Annotated in this window: 5 protein-coding genes; 3 read left to right on the top strand and 2 right to left on the bottom strand. The window is 34.4% G+C overall.

Annotated elements, in window-relative coordinates:
- The first annotated feature begins 74 nt into the window (after positions 1-74).
- Positions 75-2066 carry a DNA primase gene (dnaG, locus tag GJV77_RS14415; protein WP_155037032.1) on the top strand — a complete coding sequence of 664 codons (1992 nt, stop codon included), beginning with the start codon at positions 75-77 and terminating at the stop codon, positions 2064-2066.
- A 34-nt stretch (positions 2067-2100) separates the two neighbouring features.
- Here the strand turns inward: dnaG and GJV77_RS14410 are convergent, their stop codons facing one another.
- Both GJV77_RS14410 and nadE read right to left on the bottom strand, forming a co-directional pair.
- Positions 2101-2583: a hypothetical protein gene (locus GJV77_RS14410; protein WP_155037031.1), complete on the bottom strand. Its 483-nt coding sequence runs from the start codon at positions 2581-2583 to the stop codon at positions 2101-2103.
- A 49-nt stretch (positions 2584-2632) separates the two neighbouring features.
- Complete coding sequence (gene nadE / locus GJV77_RS14405; protein WP_155037030.1) at positions 2633-3442, bottom strand: NAD(+) synthase; 810 nt, start codon at positions 3440-3442, stop codon at positions 2633-2635.
- Between the two features lie 65 nt (positions 3443-3507).
- On the opposite strand from nadE, the gene gldB reads away from it, so the two are divergent.
- Positions 3508-4494, top strand: a complete 987-nt coding sequence (gene gldB / locus GJV77_RS14400; RefSeq protein ID WP_155037029.1) for a gliding motility lipoprotein GldB — start codon at positions 3508-3510, stop codon at positions 4492-4494.
- Positions 4494-4835: a gliding motility protein GldC gene (gene gldC, locus GJV77_RS14395; RefSeq protein WP_155037028.1), complete on the top strand. Its 342-nt coding sequence runs from the start codon at positions 4494-4496 to the stop codon at positions 4833-4835. Before gldB ends, gldC begins: the two co-directional genes overlap by 1 nt.
- The last annotated feature ends 186 nt before the right edge of the window (positions 4836-5021 follow it).

Below are 5021 nucleotides of genomic sequence, written 5' to 3'. Positions count from 1 at the left end.
TTAAATGCTGTTGCATTTATTTGTTGAATCTAAGCTATTCAAATTAGAGTTAAAATAAGAACTAAACTTAATATATGATTTCCAAAAGTACCATTGACGCAGTTTTTGATGCCGCTCGTGTAGAGGAGGTAATAGGAGACTTTGTGCATTTGAAAAAGTCAGGGAGTAATTACAAAGGGTTGAGTCCTTTTGTAAATGAAAAGACTCCGTCATTTATGGTATCTCCAGTAAAGCAGATATGGAAAGACTTCAGTTCAGGCAAGGGAGGGAATGCTATTAGTTTTATTATGGAACATGAGCATTTTTCTTATCCAGAAGCCATACGTTATTTAGCAAAGAAGTACGGAATTGAAATAGAAGAGACAGAACAAAGTCAGGAAGAAAAAGAGCTGTTGAATGAAAAGGAAAGTATGTTTGTGGTATCGGAGTATGCAAAAAAGTACTTTCAAGATACATTGCTTTATTCAGAAGAAGGTAAGGCTATAGGGTTGTCTTATTTTAAAGAGCGCGGCTTCACAGAGCAAACAATACAAGAATTTGGACTAGGATATTCACCTGATAAATGGGAAGCCTTTACAAGTGATGCTCTAGGGAAGGGATACTCGTTGGAGTACCTTGAAAAAACAGGGTTAACGATTGTAAAAGAAGACCGTAAATTTGATCGTTTCAAAGGGCGTGTGATGTTCCCAATTATGAGTATGTCTGGACGTGTTCTCGGATTTGGGGGGCGTATATTGACGAACGATAAGAAGGCAGCTAAATATTTAAACTCTCCAGAGAGTGATATCTATCACAAGAGTAAAATACTATATGGTATATCTCATGCAAAACAAGAGATTGCTAAGAAAGATAATTGTTTTTTAGTAGAAGGATATACTGATGTAATTCAGATGTATCAAGCAGGTATTAAGAATGTTGTAGCTTCATCGGGTACGGCATTAACTCCAGATCAAATACGCTTAGTCAATCGACTAACGAAGAATATTACAATGTTGTATGATGGCGATGCGGCAGGTATTCGCGCTTCTTTTCGAGGGGTAGATTTAATTCTTGAGGCCGGTATGAATGTGCGTGTATGTCCTTTGCCAGAAGGGGAAGATCCTGATAGTTTTGCGAGAAGATATACATTAGAACAATTGGAAAAATACTTTGCAGAGAATGCGACTGACTTTATTCGTTATAAAGCGAATATGTTGATGGATGAGGCAAAGAATGATCCAATTAAGAAAGCTGATTTGATTCGTGATATGGTCTTGAGCATATCAAAAATTCCTGATCACATACAACGTGAAATCTATGTACAAGAGTGCGCGCGTATAATGGATATTTCAGAAGAAGTGCTCTTTAATTCGTTAGCACAACAAGGAAGAAAGGAGTTGCAAGAGGCAAATAAAAAATATATAGAAGAACGCAAGAAACTTGAAGTTGTACATAATAAAAATGATCAAGAGAAGCGACCAGAGAATAATCCGATTTATGTCCTCGAGCGAAAAGTAATAGAAATTTTACTGTTATATGGAAATATAAAGGAAGTGTTTACTGAATTGGTTTATGAGGTAAATGAAGACAATGATATAATCGTCAATGAACACAAAGTAGAGAATAAGGTATACGAACGTGTTTTTTTGAGTCTTCAAGAAGATGAAATACACTTGACTAACCCATTGTTTAAAAAGATTTATAGTAGTCTTATTGATTATTTTAATCACAAAGAGTGGAGTCTTGAAAGTTATCTTAAGGAATTAGATCCGGAATTGTCTGGAGAAGTGACTAATATTATAATGGATGATGAAAAGTGGACACTTCATAAATGGGAGTCACAGAATATATTTGTCAAGCACAAGGAGCAAAGTATTGCTCAGTATGTTACGGAAACGATATTGACATTGCGTATGTATTTGGTTAGTACATTAATTGATAAGTATAAACAGAAGTTGCCAGAAGAGCAAGATTCAAAGCGATCGAATGAGATGCTGACAGTGATTATGGATTATACTAATCTGATTAACTTATTTTCAAAGCGATTAGGACAAGTTACTTCAAGGTTTATAAATATACAAGGATGATAAACAAAAAAGAGAGCTTCTGCTCTCTTTTTTGTTAGTAACGGTTGTAGTATCTTACTTCTGTTCTCACTCTATAGAAATCACTATTTGATTTTGGAACCACGGCATGGTATGTTACAAAATGTTTTCTTCTACCTCTGTTTACTTTAAATTCTACTTCGAGTATGTTGTCTGATCGGCTATTGCAAGCTTCGCTATATATAGGTATAATGTCAATAATATTTTGGAAATCAAATATCTCTACTTCACCTATAATTAAACTATAATATCTGAAGTCAATCTCGTTTCTGTAATATTTAGCACCATAGACTCTTCTTTGGAATTCTGATTCATTGTGAATAACTGTAAAACCAGAGGGCTCTAAATTATTTACATAAAATTGATTTGGATGGAAATCTACTTTAGGTCTTAACTGTTCGGCAACATATGATCCATTACCACAATAATCGTCATCTATCGCACATCCTGACAATGTGATAGAAAGGAAAGCTAATAGAATTAAAACATACTTTTTCATAATGTTATTTTTTGTAAAGATATTTATTTTTTGAATAAATAAAATCTTACTACCTATGTTTTAGATTTTTAGGAATTTTACAGACAGGTATTGGTTTTATCTTGTGTTGATTAATGCGGTTTAGTTTATTATATATTTCGAAAACTTCTCGGGTTCTGCCAGTAAATTCTTCAACAGTAGCTCCGTTTTCATGAGCGATCATTGCAATCTCTAATTCATCATAAGACGCGCCTAATTGATCTTCATCTGAGCGATCGTCGCCAAATAGACCATCGGTTGGTTTGGCTTTAATTATACTGACGGGTATTTCTAAATATTCTCCAATTAATCTTACTTCTGATTTCATTAAATCGGCAATTGGACTAACGTCTACACCACCATCTCCATACTTAGTAAAGAATCCTACTCCAAAGTCTTCTACTTTATTACCTGTTCCAGCAACCAAACTACGATGTATACCTGCGAAGTAATATAGAGTCAACATTCGAAGTCTAGCACGGGTATTCGCTAACGTTAGATTTAGCAATGCCTGGTCTGTTGTTGTTGGTAAAGTGGTTTGTAATGTATCAAAGGTTTGTGTTAAATCAGCTTCTATGGATTGTACGTTTGTAAACTTTCGTTTAAGAAAAGCAATGTGTTCCTTTCCTCTGTTAACTTGTGAAGCTTCTTGGTGTATTGGCATTTCGACACAGACTAGAGGTAGTCCAGTCATAGCGCATAAGGTAGAAGTGACAGCAGAGTCAATCCCTCCTGAAATTCCGATGACATAGCCTTGTACTTTAGCAGTGATGGCATAATCTTTAAGCCAGTTAACAATATGGTTAGTAATCTCTTCGGTCTGAAAGTTTTTGTTATTCATAGTGGTTATTTATTTGTGGAGGTCTACGCTATCTTTATATCTTTGTTGTTCAAAAAATAATAACGATGACATTGTTCAAATTTAAGAAATTATCAAGTGTTCTTCTATTTAGCACATTTCTTTTTTTAAGTAGTTGTGCAGATAAAGAGAGTGAATTGGAGTTAGAAATAGCTCAGGTACCTATGGAGATTGAAGTAGAGCGTTTTGATGAAATCTTTTTTAAGGCTACGGCTGAAGAGTTACCAAAGGTAAAGGCTAATTTTCCTTATTTGTTTCCGATTGAAATGTCTGATCAATTTTGGTTAGAAAAAAAAAGAGATACTCTGTTTGTTGAGGTAAATGAGGAAGTAGAGAAAAGATATAAAGACTTAGGTAGTTTACCAGTAGATATTGAAATGTTTGCTAAACACGCCAAGTATTATTTTAAGGGAGAAAGCGATCGGAAGAAATTGATAACTTTAGTAACTGAAGTTGATGTAACAGCTAAGGCTGTATATGCAGATACTTTGATATTGGTATCTTTAGATACTTATTTAGGTAAGGACCACAAGTTTTATCAGGGTTTTGCACAGTATCTTAGACCAGCCTTTGAGAGGAGTCAGCTTTTACCTGACTTGGCAGAAAACTTTATTATGCAAAAAATGTTGCCTCCTAGAGATCGTCGTTTTTTAGGAAGTCTTATTCATGAGGGAAAGATATTGTATGCAAAAGAAGTGCTATTGCCAAAGGTAGCTGAAGAGGATATTATAGGATATTCGAAAGAGCAATTGAAGTGGGCAAAGGCAAATGAAACGGAGGTATGGCGATATTTTATGGAAGAGGAATTACTATATAGTACCGATCTTAAATTGAATAAAAGATTTATTGATACAGCTCCTTTTTCAAAGTTTTATTTAGAGATAGATAATGAAGCACCTGGAAGAATAGGAGCTTGGATAGGTTGGCAAATTGTTCGCTCGTATATGAAAAATAATAATGTAACTTTGCAGGAACTTTTGACAAAAAGTAATGACGAAGTTTTTCAACAATCAAAATACAAACCTAAGAAATAATGAGTAAGAAACAAGTTTCTGATATTAATATTAGAGTAGAACTAGACGACAATAGAGTTCCAGAAAAATTATTGTGGAATGCTAAAGATGGTGGAGTGGAAGCTGCAAGTGCAAAAGCAATGCTGTTGTCTATATGGGATCACAAGGTGCAAGAGACATTAAGGATTGACTTGTGGACTAAAGATATGCCTGTTGATGAAATGAAAAAATTCTTTCATCAAACATTAGTTGCAATGGCGGATACTTTTGAAAGAGCGACACAAGATGAAAAGATGTCAGCTACTATGAGAGATTTCTGTGATTATTTTGCAGAGAAAATGGATTTATTAGAAGAAGAATAAGAGTTAGATATTTCCTGTAGTATTCTAAAAGGATCTGTAGGAAGTTGAAACATACTATATCTTATGGAGCATTCATTGTAGCTTTGTATGATTATAATCAAAAGCTGTACTTTGTTGAGTATAGCTTTTGTTGTTTTCGGCAGATTTGCTTACTCCTAATGAAGTTCTGTCTAAGATAAGACTGGA

The organism is Myroides pelagicus (assembly GCF_009711055.1).
Classification (GTDB): domain Bacteria; phylum Bacteroidota; class Bacteroidia; order Flavobacteriales; family Flavobacteriaceae; genus Flavobacterium; species Flavobacterium pelagicum.
Note: the sequence above shows the minus strand (reverse complement) of the source record. Positions and strands in the feature narration are given on the sequence as shown.

What these genes read in the sequence shown, in the direction of transcription:
- gldB (WP_155037029.1), top strand. Translation starts at nt 3,508, where the DNA reads ATGACATTGTTCAAATTTAAGAAATTATCAAGTGTTCTTCTATTTAGC.
- nadE (WP_155037030.1), bottom strand. Translation starts at nt 3,442, where the DNA reads ATGAATAACAAAAACTTTCAGACCGAAGAGATTACTAACCATATTGTT.
- dnaG (WP_155037032.1), top strand. Translation starts at nt 75, where the DNA reads ATGATTTCCAAAAGTACCATTGACGCAGTTTTTGATGCCGCTCGTGTA.
- GJV77_RS14410 (WP_155037031.1), bottom strand. Translation starts at nt 2,583, where the DNA reads ATGAAAAAGTATGTTTTAATTCTATTAGCTTTCCTTTCTATCACATTG.
- gldC (WP_155037028.1), top strand. Translation starts at nt 4,494, where the DNA reads ATGAGTAAGAAACAAGTTTCTGATATTAATATTAGAGTAGAACTAGAC.